Raw genomic sequence first — 21282 nt, forward strand, 5'->3', positions numbered from 1 at the left:
CGTGACGGTTTTAGGGCGATTAGCTCAGTTGGGAGAGCACCTGCCTTACAAGCAGGGGGTCACTGGTTCGAGCCCGGTATCGCCCACCATTTTCTTCTGAAAAGAAATAAAAAAGCCTGCACTTAGTGCAGGCTTTTTTGTTATCGACCAATATTACTGGCCAGCATTCATCGCCTTCAACTTGTCCCCAACTGGACCAGAGAAGTTATAACCGTCATGCTTATCCCAGTTGATAGACCAAGTCATTACCCCACCGTAATTCGGGTAATTAAACGCCGGTTTTACCGCCCCACACTTCGTCCCTTTTGTCAGGCAGTCCAATGCATCCAAAATATTCTGAGTTGGAGCCTGTCCAGAGTTAGCAGAGCTAGGGCCTGAAGGCAAACCAATCGCAACCTGATCATCACGCAATGGTGCGAAGCGCTGGCCATTTGCAAGCTCAAAGCCCTCGATCAGCATTTTCGATTGAGCAACCATCATATCCACAGATCCTTCCGGAGCAGAACCTGGCAGGTATGGGTTAGGCAAGCCCCCGTTGTTATATAGCTGTACGTGTAACAGATCCAATGTATCGCGCAGCTCGTCAATCAACGGAATGTACGCCCCCCAAATGCCGCTGTAGGCAATCATACCACCGTGTACATAAGGGTGCTCAGGAGCCATAGTCAGGTACATGTCCCCGCCCATGTTCGCTTCAATCTTCTTCAGGGCTCGCGGCAAACGAGCTTGGATCTGAGTGCCGTGCAATAAGTTTGAACCGCTCTCAAGGTCGATATCCAACCCATCGAAGCCCCACTCTTTCACGATATCCGTCAAGCTGCTTACAAAGTTCGCTTCATCCGTATCGGTATTTAGCGTGATTGTACCTTCCGCACCGCCCAGAGACAGAACGAACACTTTGCCTTCTGCTTGAAGCGCAGCCATATCTTGCTTGAACGTCTGAGGATCCAACGCCGGACAGTCGCTGTAGATATCACCGCTGTACAGGTTGAAATGTACCGTACCATCACTATTACGGTCATTTTCTGCAAACGCAATATCAATGATGTCCCATGCTTTGGACATTTCGCTCAAGTTGATCGGGCATCCAGCACCATTGACAAAGTTATGCCAGTAACCAATCAATTTGTGCTTCACTGCCGATTGCTCGAATACCTTAACAGTCGCCCCGGCTGTCGTTGCCGTCAAACCGCTGCTGTCAGTTGCCATCGCAGAAACGGTATAGCTGCCCACAGCACCCGGCGTCCAGCTGACACTATATGGCGCTGTCGTATCGGTAGCCTGTACCGCACCATTGACCAAGAAATCAACTTTGCTGACACTGCCGTTCAACGACGAAGCTTCGGCTGCCAGAGTAACCGCCTTACCTAAACCGACCGTCGTACCACTTGACGGTGATGTTAGCGAAGCAACAAGTGGCTGATCGCTCACTTTGACCAAGACACCAGCATCACCGGTATTGCCTTCATTGTCAGTCGCAACCGCAGTTAGGCTTACAGAGCCTGCCCCAGCAGCCAACCAGTTCATACTGTACGGTGCCTGAGTATCCGTCCCCAAACTCTGCCCAGAGGCAAAGAATTCGACCCCAGCAATCGAACCGTCGGCATCAGTAGCATTGACAGCCAAAGCAACAGTCTCACCAGCCAGAACCGTGGCATTATCAGCTGGCGACGTGAAGTTAACTACGGGAACAATGGCGCAAATACCCAATTCGGTCCATGCATCGCTCCAATACAATCCCGTATTAGGCTCATAAGCCCAGGCTGCATCAGACGAACACCAACCGGCCACGTCACACTCATATTTGTAATTACCGTTTTGAACAATGTCACCGACACCATATTTCGTACCGGCTACATACTGTGGAACACCGGCACAACCGCCACCAACAGAAGCCCCCGTAACGGCAACGCTCACTTCCTGAGACCAGACTTCAAGATTGTCATTATCTTTGGCTTTTACTTTGAAGGTATGGTTGCCTTCAGCTGCAAGCCATTGACTTGTATAAGGGGCGGTATCGTCCGTACCGACCAAGGTATTATCAACATAGAATTCCACCAATGCCACGTTGCCGTCTTTGTCTGAGGCATCGGCCTTCAATGTGACTTGATCGCCTTCTTTAAGTTGAGCGGTCGCGGTTGGGTATACCAGATCCACCACCGGAGGAAGCGCCCCACCAGCAGCTACCACTTTTACAACGACGCTATTCTGGCTTGCCGCACCTTGATTATCGGTAACAACCGCTTTGATCGTGTGTTGACCAGCGACAGCCGTCCACGAGATTTGATACGGAGTCTTTGTCACCACCCCTTCGCTCACACCGTCGACAAAAAATTCGACATCGGCAACTGTGCCATCGCTATCCGTAGCCTGAGCCGAAAGCGTAATCACATCACCATCATTAAACTGGGCATTATTCAACGGAGAGGTAACCGTAACTGCAGGAGGTTCATTGCCACCAGCGGTATCACATACGCCAAGTCTCTCCCACTCTTGCCATTGGCCTGAATGTGCTTCTGGCGCATTGCCCGTTGTCCACCAGTTCGCCTTAAATGCCTCGCCATTCTGTTGGACTTTAGAACCGGTGTTATAAACTGCATCACCTTGCCATTGCGGTAATGACGAGCAATCAACAGCCAACGCCGGATACGCATAAGCAATACTTAGCGCTATCGCTGATCGCAAAAAGATTTTATGCATCATGAATTTCCTTACTCATAGGTAAAAGTACAGAGGATTTTTGCTTTTTTCTCTCGGCAAAATATCCAACTGATATCATGAGCAATAATTCTCAAAGCAGCCATAAAATCACAGCTGTATCTATAAAGTCTTAATAGAGCTTCGCAATGTTCATCCCGCTGTTACTTTCTATTCATTACGAGTGGTATTGCTATCACTTTTTACGCCCCTCATTGCAGGATCCTTCCTCTTCGACTCTCACCGAAGAAGTCATCAAACATCCCCCATTGATACACACTGCGCACCACGAAATAACGCTATTCAGCGCACAGCTGTTCACTCAAATGCTTTGTTTCGATTCTAACATTGGGTCACTTGTAACCCATGACATCTTTGATATTTCACATTTTTAACGAGTAGCCCCCTCGATAATTGATAGGTGTCTCATTAGTAAAAGACAATATTTGCTCATATAAGCTCTTAAATGTGACCATTTGAACAAATCTACATCAGTATGTTTCAATACTAACAAAGGTCGCATAATGGACGTTGCAACTCCTAACAAAACAGTTTTAGCTTCTCTCGTAGCAGCCCTTTTACTTGCTCCCGCAGCACACGCCGCTTCCGTTTACAAACATGAAAATGGTGACTACCTCGATCTCTACGGTGAGGTCGGTGTCGGTGGCCATTTCGGTGCAAATTACAACTCAGGCGAGTTCTACAAAGACCAATACTACATTGACGACTCTTTTGCGACGATGGGTGTAAAAGGCCGCAACGGTGGTTTGCTTTACCGTTTGGAGCTTGACTACGAACGCGAAAACTGGAAATACGGCTCTGGGGATATGGTCCTGAGCATCGATAAAGTCTATCTTGGCTATGAGTTCAACGATCACCATTATGTTGAAGTCGGCTTAACCGACACGGCCTTTGACGACTATGACAAATACGGTGACTTCACCTTCGACACAACCGTAGAAACCGGAGAGGCTGGCGACCAAGATGGTACCGTCAAGTACGAAGGCCGCTATGGTGATTTCAAAGCTGGTGTTTCTTACAGCTACGATACACAGTCAAGTTCTGGTGCCGTACTGGGTAACATCGTCAACGGCTACACCGGCTACTTCGGCAAGCGTTTCTCCGTTGTTGTAGGTCTGGAAGGCCGTAGCGGCTCGGAAGGTGAATCTAAATACGGTGAACAACGCCTATTGGGGCTAGGTATGCGCCTGGCTGTGACGGATCAACTAACTCTTGGTTTCAACGGTTTCCTTGAGCACGAAGATATTGCCCAAGATAAAACAACTGTTGATGTGACTGACCCGAACAACAAACAATACGTCTATAACAATTACCAAACTCTTGAACATGAAGGCGCCTTGCTTTCTGCCAAGTACGCACTGACTCCGCAGTGGGAAATTGTTGGCTCAGCAAACTACGAAGCCTACGAGCACTGGGATAGCGAAAGTGAATTCTGGGATGAGAAAGATACTGAATGGGGCAGCAGCCGCACATGGGGAACATTAGGCATTAACTACAAGCCAACCCGCTCATCGGTAATCGCCGTCGAAGGCAGTATTGGCGAAGCGGCCCAAGATTTCTACGTCTACTCTCGCGTTTACTTCTAAACCACCAGAAGAACTTATTTAGATTTAAGGATATAGAATGAATAACACACTTTCTCTGGTGGCCGTTGCTATCGCGGCCGCCTTGTCAGCCCCTGTCATGGCGGGCACTACCGATACCCTCGCTTCTAACAATAACGATGCTGTCGTATCTGCATCCATTATTGATACCACGGTAGGCCAAATCCAAGGCGAAGGATTCCGCTCGCCGCTACTGGCCAACGGGGAATACCTATCATCTGAAAGCTACCGTGTCAGCGGTGTAGTGACCGCTGTCACCACCAGTTTGGTTAAGGGCTTCTATATTCATGATGCCGACGGCAACGAGAAAACATCTGATGGCCTGTTCATCAAAACAAATGATAAGCCAGCTGCCGATCTCGTTGGTAAAGAAGTCACGGTTACCGGTAAAATCAAAGAAGATTACGGTCTGACTCTACTGATGGCTGACAATATTGAGATTGGCGCTCACGTCGGCACACCTGCTGCAACACCACTACACAAAATCGCAACCGATGGCGACAACTTTGATCTGACCCTAGAGCGCCATGAAGGTATGCTTGTTGCCCTGCCTGCCGATATTGACCCAGCAACACCGACAGTCAGCGAAAGCATGCGCGTAGCCCGTACGTTCAGCTACGATTACGCCGCACGTCGTAATAACATGGTATTGGCGTACAAGCGCCCTAATATGCAACCAAACCAAGAGCATATTGCCGGCAGTGAAGCCTCTTTGGCCCAATCCAAGCAAAATGCTAATTACCGTTTGGTTGTTGAAAGCGATAACAAGCCAGATAACGGTGAGATCCCTTACTACCCGGCATTTAAGACAGATCCACAAAACAACTATATTCGAATTAATGACAGCATTATCGGCCTAGAAGGTGTGATTCACTACTCGTATGGTGAATACCGTTTTATCCCAACCAACCAGATCGATGATTCTAACGTCATTCACAATACCGATCGAACCAAATCACCAGCACTAAACGACAAGGCGGCCGATGGTCATTTTGCCATTCGCCTGGCTACCCAGAACGTGCTGAACTACTTCAACTCACCTTATGGTGGCTCGGCCAACCAGCACGGCGACAACCGTGGTGCAGAAAGCCAAATTGAGTTCGAACAGCAGCAAGCCAAGATCGTCAAAGCGATCTACGGCCTGAACGCTGACATCATCGGCTTGATGGAAATTGAAAATAACGGTTTTGGCGATTTCGGTGCAATCAAACAGCTTCTGAACGCAATCAACAGCGAATACTACGACGAAGACTACGCTGACCGTAACAAGGAGCGTTCAATTCACAACCGTTATGTCTTCGTCGGCTTTGACTCCAATGGCGATGTCGTCATCAATGAGCACGACAGCATTGGCGGCGATGCTATTACTTCAGGCATGCTCTACCGTCCAAGCAAAGTATCTCTAGAATCATCGCGCATCATCGAAATGCCGCGCCAAGACGCGCCAACAATTACCGATGAGAGCGGCGCCGCCATTGTCGACAACAAAGGGGAAGTGCGAGAAAGCGGCAAGAACTACCAACGTAATACCGTTATGGCAACCTTCCGCCTTAACAATACAGGTAAATCACTCTCTGTTGCGGTTAACCACTTCAAATCAAAAGGCTCAACCTGTTGGGAAGACTGGCAAGGCTGGGAAGAGTGGAAAGGTTTTGACCCAGTTAAAGACCGTGTAAAAGATCTTGATTTCCAAGGTTCATGCGAAAACTTCCGCGTTGCCGCTGCCGTTCAACTTGGCGAGCAAATGGGCAAAGTTGGCGGTGACCAAGTGCTGATGGGCGACTTCAACTCTTATGCGCAAGAAGACCCTATGCTGGTGTTGACCGACATCCCAGCGACATTGCCTGAAAACAAAACTATCCGTGCGGCACGCGATACCTTTATCGGCAAGAAGCAACAATTTGGGTCAAGTGGTGCGGAAATCACCCAATCATTCGGCTATATCAATGCCGTTAGCTTGAAAGATGCTGAAAAGCAACAGTCTAGCTGGAGCTATTCATATAATGATGAAATCGGCTCGCTGGACCATATGCTGATCACCCCATCGCTGAAATCACGCCTTCTTGATGCCGGTGACTGGCATATCAATGCGGCAGAATCACCACTGTTTGACTACAGCAACAAGTACAAAGACACGGTTTGGGGCAACAACCCATTCTATGCTGAAACCGCGTACCGTTCTTCCGACCATGATTCTGCAATCATCGCTCTGAACTATGGCTACGGTGAAACAGACGGCAACCGCGTACTGCTCTCATCAAAGAGCAACCGATTTGAAGTCGCCTACCCAATCACGTTCGCCGGTGCGAAAAAAGGCGACATCGCCTCGATCCAATTCTCGCCGATGCCTGAAGACCTAAGCCAGATCGCACTGCCGAAAGTCACGTTGGAAAAAGACGGCACCCAGACCGTATTCTTCGATGTAAACGGTATTCCTGAAGGCCGTTACACCGTCAAGATGTCACTGACCCAAGCCGATACATCAGTAAAAGCAACAACCATGTTCAGTGATTCTGTGGTGAAAATGGATGTTACAGTCCAAAAACGCGACGGTGTGAAAACAGAAGTTACCGTTCCACCGTATGATGGCAGCGGCGGCTCTACCGGCCTATGGGGACTCCTTTCCCTACTAGGTTTGGGGTTCATTCGTCGAAACCGTAAGTAAACAAACAGCCACCGCCCAAGGGCGGTGGCTGTTATTTTTTCCTACCGATTAGCGCATACCACTCTTGCGGTAGTTCTTCATCACAAAGCACATCATCCACCCCTTCCAATCCACATATTGCCGCCCGCCTTACACGCCCCAATTTACTGCTATCAACCACAAGAACTCGATGCCGCGATTGCCGCAAGGCGCGATGTTTATATGGTAATTCAGTTAATTCATGGCATGTTAGGCCCTGTATTGCATCAACTCCAGCAGCAGAACAAAACATCAGGTCAAAGCGAATGTGGTCTAAATCTGTTTGTGCCGACAGCGGATAAAAATGGTTAGTTCTTGGCTCAAACTGACCGCCGCATAATATCGCTTGGCAGTTACTTTTATTTCTCAATGCCGTCAACACATTCAAAGAAAAACACACCCCTGTAAACGGCATATCATCAGGAATAGCATGAATGATATGGACTATCGTGGTGCCGTTATCAAAAAAAACCGTATCATTAGGCTTAACCAGCTTCGCGGCTTGCTTACCTATGAAACTCTTCTCCCTAACGTTATTCTCACTCTGAACATACAGCTCATATTCAGTATCATTACGCGACTGCTTATTAATGATATAGCCACCAATAACAGCCAACGTCGGATGCGGGGAATATAAATCACGCCGTAATGTCATCTCTGACACTTCCAGGGAATCGGCAGCCTGACGAAGATGCACTTTATCAATTCCCTGCATCAATTCTACCAATTGTCTAAGGCGTTTTTCTTGTTTCGTTTCCGTCATCGAAATCCTATCGAAATGGCTAATACAACAATCAATTATAAACTAAGCCCATTCGCAACGGCTTTTGTTCGACAATCTCTGTGATATTAATCATTCGAATAATCAAAGATATATAGTAGTACGTATGGTCTTGAAACATATAGACAAAGCACCACTATAATTTAACGATAGATGTCATGACAAAAAACCTTAAGACAATCATGTGTTAACATCCATTTTCAACACTGTTACACTCACCATATATATTCAGTGATTAACTGTCACAAGGATCGTGGTAATGGTTAAATTCAAAAACCCTTTTTCGCGCAGACCGTGGATTCTATCGGTAATAATATTTATTGCCATCGGGCTCTGGCTGCTCAGTGGCATATCCAAACCCGATCCTTCAATAAATGACAATACCGACACCCCTTCTCAAGATCTCGCTCCCAACACTCCCCCATTAGCCAAAGTTGTCGTTACCTCATTTACCACCCAACCAATTACCCGCACCATTTCACTCTATGGGCGAACAGCCCCGAGTAGAACGACAACCCTAGGGGCAGAAGTCGCAGGCAAAGTTGAGAGTCTCTTGATTAAAAAAGGACAACATGTCAAAGCAGGGATGCCGTTGATCCAACTGGATAAAGCAGATAGAGAGCTACAGCTAGCCCGAGCAAATGCTCTTCTGAAAGTAAGAAACCAAGAATTCAACGCAGCTAAATCACTCAAGAAAAAAGGCCTCCAAGGCGAAGTCGCTTTCACTCGGGCAGAAGCTGCTCTGATTGAAGCCAAAGCCTCGGTTAGAAGTCTACAAATAGCCCTCGACAACACGGTAATCAACGCCCCCTTCGATGGTATTATTGATACACTTCATGTCGAAAAAGGGGATTATCTAGGCATCGGCGACCCGATACTCTCCGTTGTCGATCTTGACCCCTTGGTGATTGCAGCAGATGTCAGCGAACGCCATATTGGTAAGGTATACCAAGACCAACCTGCAAATATAGATTTGGTCACAGGGTTTAAGACCACGGGTAAGCTGACCTTCCGTGGCTCAGTCGCAGACCCCGCTACCAACACCTACCCCATTGAAGTTGAAATCAATAACCCCGACATGACCTTACCCGCAGGGACAAGCGCCAACCTTGATCTCATATTGGCGACCGAGCCCGCCATCAAAATAACCCCCTCGATGCTCGCCCTGGACGAACTAGGCAACCTCGGCATCAAAACGCTTGATAATGCAGACAAGGTCAAGTTCATCCCCATCTCTATCGTCAAAGTCGAACCTGATGGTGTATGGCTGGGCGGAACCAATGACAAGGTTGAAGTGATCACGGTCGGCCAAGGATTTGTCCGCAATGGCGATACCGTTATTCCTGTACGGCTTGATGAGGAGCAATAATGTTTGCCTTAATTGATGCCGCAATCCATCGCTCTCGTACCATACTGACATTGTTGGTGCTCATTCTCGCTGCAGGACTTATCACCTACAAGTTAATCCCAAAAGAATCGAACCCCGATATTACGATTCCTATTATTTATGTATCTGTCAGCCATCAGGGCATCAGCCCCAGTGATGCCGAACGTTTGCTCGTCCGTCCGCTTGAAAAAGAACTGCGGTCGATAGAAAACGTAAAAGAAATGACGTCAACAGCATCCGAAGGACACGCCTCGGTGACGCTTGAGTTCAATGCGGGTTCGGATATCAATATTGCCCTTACCGATGTCAGAGAAGCCGTCGATTTAGCCAAAAGCCGTTTGCCCGAAGACTCAGACGAACCAACCGTCAATGAGGTCTCTCTGGCCAGTGTCTCACCTGTCCTTTCGATGGTGCTCTACGGTACAGTCCCTGAACGCACAACGATTCAAATTGCCCGTGAACTCAAAGACCAGCTCGAAGCCTTCAAACAAATCCTGGAAGTTGATATTGCCGGCGACCGTACCGATGTCGTCGAGGTTATCGTCGAGCCGCTCCTTATGGAAAGCTATGGTCTCGACCAACAGGATGTGTTCAATTTGGTCGCCCGCAATAACCGGGTTGTTGCAGCAGGGTTTATCGATACAGGTTATGGGCGTTTTTCCGTTAAAGTGCCGTCTGTTTTCGAATCGCTCAAAGATATTCTTGAGCTTCCGATTAAAGTAGAAGGCAGCACGGTGGTCACTTTCGGTGATGTTGCAACAATCCGAAGGGCTTACCGTGATCCCGACTCTTTTGCTCGGCTCAACGGTGAAACAGCGGTCGTACTCGATATCAAAAAACGAGCTGGCGAAAACATTATTGAAACCGTCGATATCGTGAAAAAAGTGGTTGCCGAAGCCCAGAAACTCAACCAATGGCCCGCCAACCTGCTGGTTGAATACACCTGGGACGAATCAAAAGATGTCAACACCATGCTCAACGACCTGCAGAATAATATTCTGTCAGCCGTGATTTTAGTTGTTATCGTGATATTGGCCATACTCGGCACACGTACAGCCTTTCTGGTCGGCGTATCGATACCCGGCGCTTTTCTTACCGGCCTGTTAATGCTGGCCGTCGGCGGGATAACGATAAACATGATCGTGCTTTTCGCGCTGATCATGGCTGTCGGTATGTTGGTTGACGGGGCCATCGTCGTTACCGAATATGCCGATAGGAAAATGCAAGAAGGCATCGAACGCAAACGGGCTTACCAAGAAGCAGCCAAACGGATGGCTTGCCCCATAACGGCCTCTACAGCTACCACCCTTGCTGCCTTCGCCCCAATGTTATTCTGGCCTGATACCACGGGCGAATTCATGCGATACCTGCCCTTAACCCTTATTGCGACCCTCTCAGCATCGTTAATTATGGCGCTAATATTTGTACCTGTCCTTGGCAGCGTTATAGGCAAACCCCAATACCTCACAGATAAAAAGAAAGCCCAGATAACCGCGCTGGAAAAAGGCGACTTTAGCCAGACCAACGGGATAACCAAGATTTATCTTGCCAGTTTGGCGGGCGCAATCAAACACCCACTCAAAATCCTTTTTGCCGCTCTGATCTTTTCGGTTTTCGTGGCTTTTGCCTATGCCCAAGCCGGCCTTGGGGTCGTATTTTTCCCGGACGTTGATCCCCCACAATTTACGATCAAAGCGCGCTCACACGGTGACTTGTCTATTTATGAAAAAGACCAACTGATGCAAGAGATCGAACAACGGGTTATAGACACTCCGGGGATCAAAAGCGTTTACACCCGGACTGGCGGAGACGATCAAATCGGCCAAATACAAATTAACCCGCTAGATTGGCAAGAGCGGCAACCCGTCAAAGAGATCATCGCTCAAATGCGGGAAAAGACCGCTGATATTGCCGGTGTTGAACTGGAGTTCAAAGCCCCCAATGCTGGCCCCCCTAGCGAACACGATCTCATTATTGAAATATCAGGCAAAAGCAGTTCGGATATGAATGATGCCGTAGATAAACTTCGGGCATGGATGGAAAGCCAAGCGGCGTTTACCAATATTTCAGACTCAGCTAACAAGCAAGGAATTGATTGGAAAATCAATATTAACCGTGACGACGCAGCACGATTCGGCGGTGATGCCACCTTGGTAGGAAATACCGTCCAGTTCGTTACCAACGGTTTGAAAATCGGTGATTTCCTACCTGACGATACCGATGACGAAGTGGACATTCTGGTTCGTTACCCAGAAGACAAACGTGATATCGGCCGTTTTGACGAACTACGCGTGAAAACACTCTATGGCATGGTGCCAATCACCAATTTCGCCAGTATCACGCCCTCCCCCAAACAGGACACCATCAACAGAATCAACGGCAAACGTGTTCTTGAAGTTATGGCTGATATGGCAACGGGGTATAACCTTAGTCTCCAACTGCCCATTGTCGAAAATGCTATTGCTAACTTGGATTTTGCCGATGGCATCAATGTCAAAGTAAGGGGGCAAAATGAAGATCAAAACAAATCCTCGGCTTTCCTCCAGCTGGCATTTCTCGTGGCATTGGCAGTAATGGGGCTGATCCTTATTACTCAGTTCAACAGTTTTTATCAGGCATTGTTAATATTGAGTGCGGTGCTGTTCTCTACAGTTGGGGTGTTTCTCGGCCTGTTAATTTTCCAACGCCCATTCGGCATCATCATGTCTGGTATTGGCGTCATTTCGCTTGCCGGTATTGTGGTTAATAACAATATCGTGTTAATCGATACCTATAACCAGCTCCGCCAAAATGGTTTAGACAAAATAACGGCAATTATGCACACCGGCGCGCAACGACTGCGACCCGTGATGCTCACAACCATCACAACAATCCTCGGGCTCATGCCGATGGTTCTGGAAATGAACGTTGACTTAATCAACCGCAACGTCGAGTTTGGTGCGCCAAGCACCCAGTGGTGGTCCCAACTAGCAACAGCTGTAGCTGGTGGCTTGGCATTTGCCACATTATTAACACTGATCCTTACTCCTTGCCTGCTGATGCTAGGTCGCGACAAAATATCTTATCAACCGGAGATCCCTCAACAAAAGCCACGATTTGATAATCACGATAATATCTCCGACATACAGCGTGAATATTGGTCAAACTACAACAGCGATTATGGCGCACACCCCGACGATCCTGCCGTAGTCGCACGCAAAGAGATAGCCAGAGTCATGGGTAACCAGCCCGATGATACTGTTTCCTCCTCCGATTCTGAACATAAGCCTTGACCGAACTTCCATACTCCAACCCTTCCCTCTCCCTAAATGAGCCCCATTAAAAGAGACCAAATAAATACTTGCGGTTTTTGGGGAGAGGTACTCCATCGCTCGCTCATATCGACTATATTTAACGTACAACCACTCAGCCGTCACCAAGCATATTGGCGCACACTGTTGCCAGTAGGTATCCATGCGATCGTGAGGGCACAAGCATGAGTTTAAAATCGACACTGGAAAAGTTGGAACCCGCCTTCGAACCTGGCGGAAAATACCAAAAATGGCACGCACTCTACGAAGCCATCGCAACCTTGCTCTATACACCCGGCCAAGTAACCCGCACCCATACCCATGTCCGCGATAGTATTGATCTGAAACGTATCATGATCATGGTATGGCTGGCTGTCTTTCCGGCGCTTTTTTGGGGTATGTACAATGTTGGCCATCAAGCTATCCCCGCCCTTCATTCACTTTATGATATTTCTCAAATCAATCAATTAGCGAGTGAGAACTGGCGCTACAGTACGGTCTTAACTCTAGGTGGAAGCCTGGCTGAAGATGCAGGCTGGGGCAGTAAAATGTTACTAGGGGCAACGTACTTCCTACCCATCTACCTTACCGTATTTATTGTGGGGGGCTTCTGGGAGGTGCTCTTTGCGATGGTAAGGAAACACGAAATCAATGAAGGCTTTTTCGTTTCCTCTATGCTTTTTGCTCTGATCGTTCCCCCAACTCTTCCCCTGTGGCAAGCTGCGTTAGGGATCACATTCGGTGTGGTCGTCGCCAAGGAAATTTTCGGGGGGACAGGGCGTAACTTCCTCAACCCGGCTCTGGCTGGCCGGGCATTTCTCTACTTTGCCTACCCAGCCCAAATATCCGGCGCACAAGTATGGACAGCCGCTGACGGCTATAGCGGAGCTACCCCGCTTAGCCAATGGGCTGAAAATGGGCAAAGTGCAATGGCACACAACCTTACGGGGCAACCCATTAGCTGGATGGACGCTTTTATCGGCAATATTCCCGGCTCTATTGGTGAAGTCTCCACAGCCTTCCTCTTGCTTGGCGGATTCGCCATTATCTTTATGAAAATTGCGTCGTGGCGAATTGTTACCGGGGTAATGGTAGGGATGATGCTGACATCCACCATGCTGAATGTCATCGGCTCTGAGACCAACCCAATGTTCTCCATGCCATTCTGGTGGCACTTGGTACTTGGCGGTTTTGCGTTCGGGATGTTATTTATGGCTACAGACCCCGTCTCAGCCGCCTTCACCAATAAAGGGAAATGGGCTTACGGAATACTGATCGGCGTCATGACCGTCTTTATCAGGGTCGTCAACCCCGCCTACCCTGAAGGGATCATGCTGGCGATTCTCTTTGCCAACCTATTTGCCCCGCTATTCGACAACCTAGTCACCAGAGGAAACATAAAACGCCGCCAAAATCGGGCGGCTTCGCCGTAGCCTCTCGCCAGCCTGTTGTCATAAAAAAGAACGCCCCAAGCAAAATACATTGCTTGGGGCGACTATCTGAACAGTATCAAATTGCTTAAGGGATAACGTCAATAAGCCGTATCGACCGCAATCATCGGTTCGTTATAAGAAACTGCAACGCCGTCATCGATCAGAATATCGACCAAATCATCGTTCATGTCGACAATCGCCTCACTCATGGCATCACATAGCGCCTCGCCGCCAAGAGAAATGGCCAGAGCCGAAAACCATATCTTCAAATTGATCCCGTATTCGGACAAACTACGATATAAACTCTCGCAATCTCTTTGCACAATCTCCACGATCACCTGAGTCAGCAACGTGGCAATCCCCAATCCTCGATACTCGGGGATGACATACACCGTATGAAGCGACAATTCATAATAGAGGTCGCCTTGCTTTAGCGGAAACCGGTGATCCTCCAAATGACGACTGAATGTCGCCACCGCGATAGCTTCTCCCTCGGAATATAGCTGCAAAGCCAGATCATATTCGCCATCATGAGAGCGCTTGCCTCCCAAGAAAGCGGGCAGTACCTGCTTTTCAATCACTTGAAGATCTTTTCTTTCACCAAAATCACAGTGACTATAGTCAGCCAGTGGTTTGGCTATCAAATTAACGCACCCCAATGCCAACGTTTCCGCGAGCTGGGATTGGAAGTCCACCAGCAACGGGTCAAAGGCCAGCTGGCTTGCTGATATCAGGCGTAATGAATCAAGCTGCTTGCAGGCCCTATGGCTCGTGGCGACCCATTGGCCCATCGTATCGATCTTATAAACATCTGGCTCGCCTTCACTCGCCTGCTGATCGTAGATCCAAAGTTTCTCTTTATAAGAACGGGTTCCGATAAAACGTCCGCATTCCAACTGTTGCCGGACTTCAACCCAGCTTGAATAGCATTCTTGTTGAAATATGCCATCGTCTTTTTTTACAAATACTTGAAAGCGCAATGACCTCACCCTGTCCATGTCATAACGGAGGTGCGGTCAGTGTAGCAAAGGGATGCCGGACACTATACTGATAACAACAATAATGTGATAAGCATGACATTATGTAGGTGTAGCAAGCAGCATTAACTGCCTAAATGGCCTATTCATGCCTAATTGCGGTCAAAGTCACACCTCTTGATAGTATGAAAAATCAACATTGTTACGCCCGGATGATTTGACGCGATACAACGCTTTATCCGCCTCGCGAAAAACAAGCCGCCAGTTCTCGCTAAACGTCTCGGCATCCGCCACACTCACCCCACCAACAGAAATCGTTGCCCGTAACGGACGTTTGGCTAATTGAAAAGCATCACGGCAAATAACGTCGCAAAAACACCGTAATCGCTCTTCGCATTGAGTCCCAGATAGGATGGCGACAAACTCTTCCCCTCCCCAGCGGATCAAATGCTCATCTTCACCAAGAACCTGTCTCAGTCTATTCGCCAGTATCTTCAATACCTCATCCCCAGTATCATGGCCAAAGTGATCATTGATCTTCTTGAAATGGTCTACGTCAATAACCGCCAATGTCAGTCCATCCGGGTATATCTCCTGCAATGGCAACGATAACCACCATTCAAAATAACGACGGTTATTCAAGCCGGTCAGAGGATCTTGTGTAGACTGATTAACCAGCATCTTATTCGATGTAAGCAGCCATGCCTGTTCTTTCTTCAGTTTGTTATAGCGCCGAAACAAAAAATATAGCATGACAACAGAAAGCAGCCCCAAAAGACGAACCGTATTTTCCATCGCCTTACGTTCGGCTAATCTGGCACGGGCCAGCGCATTTTCTGCTTTCAATAACTTAATTTCTTTTTCATTTACGCTATTATCAAATACTTCTTGGATATCAATAAGCTTCTGACTACGCACATCAAAAAGAAGATCCCGGCCCTCTTCAGTAAAGCGCTTATAATACTGGAGTGCCTTTTCATAGAGATGCTTCGCTTCATAGATTTTGGCCATCAACTCATACATATATACGACACGAGCCTTTTCCTTCGTTTCCTGATAAATCCCCATCGCTTTATCAGCATGCTCAAGTGCACCATCAATCCACCCGGAACCCAAATATGCCTCGGACAGACTCTCGTGACAGCTCGCGACACTATGACCATTGATCCCACCAAACTGCTTTGCTATGACCAAACACTGGTTTGCCGCATCCACCGCCTTATCTTCTTTTCCAACATCAAGGTAATAAGCAGACAAGTTAACTAAAGCCGCTATTTTTACCCTGAGCACACTCGACTGCTTGGCCAATGCCATCGCGGTTGTAATATGTTTTTCACGCTCTTCACGGTTACCGATATATTTTGCAATAACCGCCGCATTGATATGAATATAAGACTCGATATAGGGATTATTCAATTTATACTTGCTATATAAATCTAATGCCTCGCGACTGTAGTGCAGAGCTATATTCCACTCTTGCATATCAATATAAACAGAAGCAATATTGGACATGACCCTAACCAACTGTTGATAATTATTACACTTAGCAAAAATATCATACGACTGGTTATACTTGTTCAAAGCAGCTTTATATTCAGAACGGTCGGCATCTAAGTTTCCTAACCATTTCAGCGTACGTCCAAGCAACATATTGTAATCCATCTCCTCGGCTTGCTCTTTCAAATTCTCCAGTTGAAATTGAGCCAAGGCGTACTCCCGTTGATCCATCAACTCAAAGGCTTCAATAAATTTGATCTCTGCAGATAGCCACACTGATTTATGTTCCTTGGCTATTTGCTTCATTTTCTCAAGGTACGGGCGAGCACGGCCAACATTTCGCCCCTGCCCTATCTGTATATAATACTGTGCAAGATATACTAATGCCTGCTCATCAACAGAGAGCATATTTGATTGTGACTCCAAGACATTCACTATATCCCTCTTCGCTGTAAAAGGATCACTAAGTGCCTGAAGATACAAATTGAAATAACGATCTGTGCCAGGATCTAATGAATTACCATGATATTCACTACAAGAAAGTGACTTAAATGCCATATCTTTCTCAGATGCATTAGCACTAGAATAAAAAAAGATATTTAAAATAAAAAATATCAACAAATACAAAAATCGGTTATGTCGAGCTAGCAGCATTTTACTCTTAATTACATGTAATATGCTTCCATGCACTTACTCGTTTCCCAATATAAATTCTGTCAATACTAAATGATCGACAACGACACTCTCTGGCTATCATCCGCAAGAATAAACAGGTTTAATATAATTAAAACAATAATATATATAATTATACTATTATATTTCAGTCATCAAACCAGGCATTACCATGGTTATAGACCACCATCATTCGAAACATCGCACTATCGATAGCATGTATAGCTAGGAGTAAGTCTCCTATTTTCCCAGAGTCATCCTCAGAAATACAGCACTATTGCGTTCTCATCGACCGCTCTAGCCCTGTGGGGCGAGACTCAGCCGCGATGATGTGAGTGTATAGGTTTGGTCACACAACCTTCTGTCACCCAGCGACTCTCCAACTGCAGGCCCCATATGGCCACCTCTAAAATAAAAACTGTGATCTACCATGAATTATTTATATTCTAAACACGTGGAACTCTATTCACTTTTATAGAATCGCTATCTAAATAGTTCATTGATTCCTGATAAAATCATTACAATTTTCGCTATTAGCAAGCATCCATCTAACGTCTGACAGCCCCCGTCATCCTGTTTTTCATTATCAATAATCTAATATGGAAACCGAGAATAATAATCTAAAAATGACACGCTATATTCACGCTGCGAATTAAGCAATTAGTATTATGATTTGAATAATGTCACATTTATTAATGTATTTTTCCCCTAATCTAGCGCCACCTAATAATAGTGAACATATAGACCCAAGAAACTTTATAAAGCTCGTTTCAACGAGCATGTAACTTGGGCATAAAAATATAATGGAGATACGATCATGCGCATAGTACTAGCTCTAGGCGGGAATGCCTTATTAGCTCGCGGACAAGCCCTAACTGCAGAAAACCAACGCGAAAATATTGTAAAAGCAGCAGCAAGCATTGCCGCTATTGCCCAAAAACACGAAATCGTGATTGTACACGGCAACGGCCCACAGGTTGGCCTGCTAATGGAACAGAATGCGGCTTACCAAGAGTACTCACCACAGACTACACCATACCCAATGGATGTACTGGGTTCTCAAACCTGCGGCATGGTTGGCTACATGCTTCAGCAAGAGCTACGCAACATTGACCCTACACTATCAATCGCAACACTGGTAACCCAAACAGAAGTCAGCACCGATGACCCTGCATTTGCCAACCCAACGAAATTTGTAGGCCCTGTTTATACTAAAGAGCGCGCTGAAGAGATCATGGCTGAAAGCGACAAGATCTTCAAAGCAGATGGTGAGTACTACCGTCGTGTTGTACCGTCACCACTACCAAAATCCATCATTGAAAAACAGCAGATCGAAACCTTGCTTGATGCCGGTGATGTGGTTATTGCTTGCGGTGGTGGCGGCGTACCTGTATGCAAGAACGGCAATCATCTAACTGGCGTTGAGTGTGTGATCGACAAAGATCTTACTGCCGAACTTCTGTCTGAAGTGATCGACGCGGATCTATTCATCATCCTGACTGACGGATCAATCTACCGCAACTACGGCAAACCGGATCAGGCAGAAATGAAGGTAGCAACACCAGCAGGTCTGTCACAGTTCCAGTTCCCTGCGGGCTCTATGGGACCGAAGATCGACGCTGTATGCAAATTCGTGAACTCTGGTCGCGGCAATGCTGCTATCGGCTCCCTATTTGATCTAGACCGTATCATCACTAACGAAGCGGGTACGCTAATCAAAGAAGGCGAAGGGATCGAGTACTACTGATTTCCAGGTCTTGAATAACACCTCTTGCTAACACCACAAAGCCCCTTTACGGGGCTTTGTTCATTCTCGACACAATATAACGGGATACTTTATCGCCTGACTTGGCTTCTGGCATACGAGGTGGCGATTAAGCGGTTGACCAACACCGACTGCTTAGCCTTATCCGCTGTTTTTAGCTCACGCAAAATACGGCTGATTTCCCCATCGAGATATTTCGCCGTTTTGCTACGGGTCATTGCTTGAACGACCTTCAGGCCATTTTCCGGCAAGGGTTGCCGCAGTGCCCACTGGTAACTGTATTCATCAGGCTCATCACCTGTTTGCCCAACACCGCGCTTGGCGCTTTTCCGCTCACCCTTATCGACCCTTGTCTTTTTCGCCAATGGCGAACGTTCATCTATTTTGATATCCCCTTCCCGTCCCAGGTGGCGACAATATGCTTCGGCGACAGGGCTTGAATAAGAGGGCAAGTCCCCTACCTGATACAAGGCAGGCCCCAACTCGGCGGCAATTGCCAACTTGGTTTCAGCAACAAAGCGGCTCGCATTCGTCGCCTTGCCGGCAGGCCTCTCGGGTTCAGTGTGGTAAATAACCGCTTGCCTCTTGGCGCGCGTCAACGCCACGTAAGCCAAACGCCTTTCTTCTTCGATATCGGCACCGACACTGTTACCCCCCATTCTGATATAGGGGAAAGCATCCTTATCCCAAAACGGTAAATGAACATGCTCATACTCACATCCCTTTGCTAGAAATATGGTTGTCAGCTGCACGCCATTTTGCCGCTGCGTGTCATCCTGCTGAGCCGAATGCACCCCTGACTGATAGGTATAATACTCAAAATATTGCAGTGCCTGTTTACAGTTCTGATCCATATTGTCGAGCACCGTTTCAACGCTATCCAACCGCTCGATGGCTTCTTCTATCTCACTGGCCGTCGCTTCGGTTTTCCAGATCCAACTATCTAGGCCGCTTTCGTTCCTGTACTGACGGAAAACCTCATGGGCCTTGAAACTGCCTTTTTTCTTGAGCCTCAACAACAAATCCAAACGCTCTACAAACGTTTCCAATTTCAATGAGGGGTTGGCTTTCTCATAACGACGGATAAACGTCAGCCACTGGCCAGGCTCCATGCCAGCCAACTGCTCACATAGCGGTTTCAGGGTCTTGTTCGGCACATAGCAATGAGGGTAACTATTGAAATTGAATAACATGACGGAACGCTTACCCGAATCGGCTTCGTCATAGCCCCCCGTCGCCCACGACATCAATGCCATAAGCATCGACACTTCTTTACTATGGGCCAGCACGGATGGCACCGGCATATGATAAGGCAACTGCTTGCTGAGGAAGGCCAGTTCGAACAACAGCGTCTGCGACCAGCGACGAACCAGTATCGCAATCTCCGACGGATTACCACCTTGATCGATATAGTCTTTGACTGACTGAAGAATCTCGCCAACCTGACGAGACGAGCCACAGCCAACCACTTTGGTATCACGGCTTTCAGGTGTCGCGGTGGTTATAAAATCACTGAATCGTTGCTTATTATTGGCAATAAGGTGGCTGGCAGCCAATGCCAGACTATGGCCAAAGCGAAAAGTCTGCGACAAGGTATAAACCGTTGCCGGCGCAAAATCCTGCTCAAAATTAAGCATGAACTGCGGGGCACTTCCCCGCCACTTGTAGATACACTGATCCACATCACCCACGGCCAATATCTGAGCCTGAGGGCCTAATAATTGTTTTAGCAACCGGTATTGGGCAGTATTGATATCCTGAAACTCATCCACCACGATTAATTTGCATCGTTGGTGCAGGCGCGCGCGAATAGCCTCGTTGCTTTCGAGCAACTTCACGCTCTCCACCAGCCAGTCATCAAAGAACAATAATTTGAGTTCCTTTCGGCGACGCTCGAACTCCTCGTAACAATCGATAATAAACAGGTAGTCCCGATTGATATCAGCCAGTTTGAAAACCTCGTAAGGCGGCAACATATAGGCCTTTACCAAACCGATGAAGCTAAGCAGCAACTCAATGGTCTTTGGATCTTTGATCATTTGCTGGCGGGTATAGGTCGTTTCCTTGCCGGAAAATTCGCGCAAGATCAACTTAACCAGCGACTTGTCACTTTCCCCGCTCTGAAAATCAACCCTGAAACCCGTTTCCCTGAAAAATCCCGATTGATTGAGAAACTTCAGGCAAAAACTATGGAACGTGTGTACTGACACCGGTTGGTTGATCCCGCTACTGCGGAGTTTTTCCTGAAAATCCCCGCGGATATCCCGGTTGAACATCAAGACCAGCATCTCTTGTGCAGGAAGTTGCTGTAGCTTCTGGCCAATTAAGCCCACCAGGGTTGTCGTCTTACCCGTTCCAGCACCAGCAATGCAAAGTGCATTACCGGCCCCGTGGTGAATAAATTCGGTTTGTTCAGGTGTATAGCGGGTCATTGTTTGCCAATCACTGTCAAAGAGCCGTTTATTTTGCCATAAA

Annotated in this window: 10 protein-coding genes, 1 tRNA gene and 1 pseudogene; 7 read left to right on the forward strand and 5 right to left on the reverse strand. The window is 47.4% G+C overall.

Going from position 1 to position 21282, the window contains the following annotated elements:
- Nucleotides 1–13: 13 nt before the first annotated feature.
- Nucleotides 14–89, forward strand: a tRNA-Val gene (locus ABT56_RS00830).
- Between the two features lie 64 nt (nt 90–153).
- On the opposite strand, the gene ABT56_RS00835 is transcribed toward ABT56_RS00830, so the two are convergent.
- Nucleotides 154–2700 (reverse strand): Ig-like domain-containing protein, encoded by a 2547-nt coding sequence (locus tag ABT56_RS00835; RefSeq protein ID WP_047876968.1) that lies wholly within the window; start codon nt 2698–2700, stop codon nt 154–156.
- A gap of 521 nt (nt 2701–3221) precedes the next feature.
- Between ABT56_RS00835 and ABT56_RS00840 the strand changes: the two genes are divergently transcribed.
- Complete coding sequence (locus ABT56_RS00840) at nt 3222–4304, forward strand: hypothetical protein (RefSeq protein ID WP_047876969.1); 1083 nt, start codon at nt 3222–3224, stop codon at nt 4302–4304.
- Nucleotides 4305–4341: 37 nt separating this feature from the next.
- Entirely contained in the window at nt 4342–6987 is a 2646-nt protein-coding gene (locus tag ABT56_RS00845) for an ExeM/NucH family extracellular endonuclease (RefSeq protein WP_053062344.1), read from the forward strand.
- A gap of 31 nt (nt 6988–7018) precedes the next feature.
- Here ABT56_RS00845 and deoR read toward each other — a convergent pair whose 3' ends face one another.
- Entirely contained in the window at nt 7019–7768 is a 750-nt protein-coding gene (gene deoR / locus ABT56_RS00850) for a DNA-binding transcriptional repressor DeoR (RefSeq protein WP_047876970.1), read from the reverse strand.
- 277 nt (nt 7769–8045) lie between these two features.
- Between deoR and ABT56_RS00855 the strand changes: the two genes are divergently transcribed.
- From ABT56_RS00855 to ABT56_RS00865, 3 genes and pseudogenes are all read left to right on the forward strand, one after another.
- A complete protein-coding gene (locus ABT56_RS00855) occupies nt 8046–9155 on the forward strand; it encodes an efflux RND transporter periplasmic adaptor subunit (RefSeq protein WP_047876971.1) in 1110 nt (369 codons plus the stop codon).
- Nucleotides 9155–12235, forward strand: a pseudogene (locus ABT56_RS00860) (efflux RND transporter permease subunit); the annotation flags it as partial. The gene ABT56_RS00855 and the pseudogene ABT56_RS00860, both read left to right, overlap by 1 nt.
- Nucleotides 12236–12648: 413 nt before the next feature.
- Nucleotides 12649–13896, forward strand: coding sequence for an NADH:ubiquinone reductase (Na(+)-transporting) subunit B (locus ABT56_RS00865; protein WP_047876972.1), 1248 nt, complete (start codon nt 12649–12651; stop codon nt 13894–13896).
- A 98-nt stretch (nt 13897–13994) separates the two neighbouring features.
- Here ABT56_RS00865 and ABT56_RS00870 read toward each other — a convergent pair whose 3' ends face one another.
- Nucleotides 13995–14876, reverse strand: a complete 882-nt coding sequence (locus ABT56_RS00870) for a GNAT family N-acetyltransferase (protein WP_047876973.1) — start codon at nt 14874–14876, stop codon at nt 13995–13997.
- Between the two features lie 165 nt (nt 14877–15041).
- Nucleotides 15042–16928: a tetratricopeptide repeat-containing diguanylate cyclase gene (locus tag ABT56_RS00875; RefSeq protein WP_169753869.1), complete on the reverse strand. Its 1887-nt coding sequence runs from the start codon at nt 16926–16928 to the stop codon at nt 15042–15044.
- A 931-nt stretch (nt 16929–17859) separates the two neighbouring features.
- On the opposite strand from ABT56_RS00875, the gene ABT56_RS00880 reads away from it, so the two are divergent.
- Entirely contained in the window at nt 17860–18789 is a 930-nt protein-coding gene (locus ABT56_RS00880) for a carbamate kinase (RefSeq protein WP_047876975.1), read from the forward strand.
- An 89-nt stretch (nt 18790–18878) separates the two neighbouring features.
- Here ABT56_RS00880 and ABT56_RS00885 read toward each other — a convergent pair whose 3' ends face one another.
- Nucleotides 18879–21239: an ATP-dependent helicase gene (locus ABT56_RS00885; RefSeq protein WP_047876976.1), complete on the reverse strand. Its 2361-nt coding sequence runs from the start codon at nt 21237–21239 to the stop codon at nt 18879–18881.
- Nucleotides 21240–21282: the final 43 nt, after the last annotated feature.

The sequence above is a fragment of the Photobacterium aquae genome (assembly GCF_001029445.1).
Lineage (GTDB): Bacteria > Pseudomonadota > Gammaproteobacteria > Enterobacterales > Vibrionaceae > Photobacterium > Photobacterium aquae.